A 518-nucleotide genomic window follows, 5' to 3' on the forward strand; every position below is an offset into this window, starting at 1 on the left:
CCCGTCATACTATCGTCGATGTTGCCGACCTTCCCGGGGTGTCCAATAGCCGTGCGGCGCGGGCTTTGACAGAGTCTCTCAATATCACCGTCGAAACGCGGGAGCGTGGTGTGCGGGCGGCGTCGGCTGTCGGCTATGAGCGAAATCACCTGGCGGTGGGGATGCGGTCGTGGCTTAGTGGCATGCTTGGGCTTGTAATGCCGTATATTGCAAATCCGTTCTGGGCCGATGTGGCGCGTGGTGCACAGGACCGGGCTGCGCAGCCCGGTCCTGTGCACCACGCGCCACATCGGCCCAGAACGGATTTGCAATATACGGCATTACAAGCCCAAGCATGCCACTAAGCCACGACCGCATCCCCACCGCCAGGTGATTTCGCTCATAGCCGACAGCCGACGCCGCCCGCACACCACGCTCCCGCGTTTCGACGGTGATATTGAGAGACTCTGTCAAAGCCCGCGCCGCACGGCTATTGGACACCCCGGGAAGGTCGGCAACATCGACGATAGTATGACGGG

At 61.8% G+C, this 518-nt stretch carries 1 pseudogene; it reads left to right on the top strand.

The window, feature by feature from the left end:
• A pseudogene (locus WH91_RS25870) lies at positions 1-344 on the top strand (hypothetical protein); the annotation flags it as partial.
• Positions 345-518 lie beyond the last annotated feature (174 nt).

Origin of the sequence: Devosia psychrophila (assembly GCF_000971275.1) — a bacterium.
GTDB classification, from domain to species: Bacteria; Pseudomonadota; Alphaproteobacteria; order Rhizobiales; family Devosiaceae; genus Devosia; species Devosia psychrophila.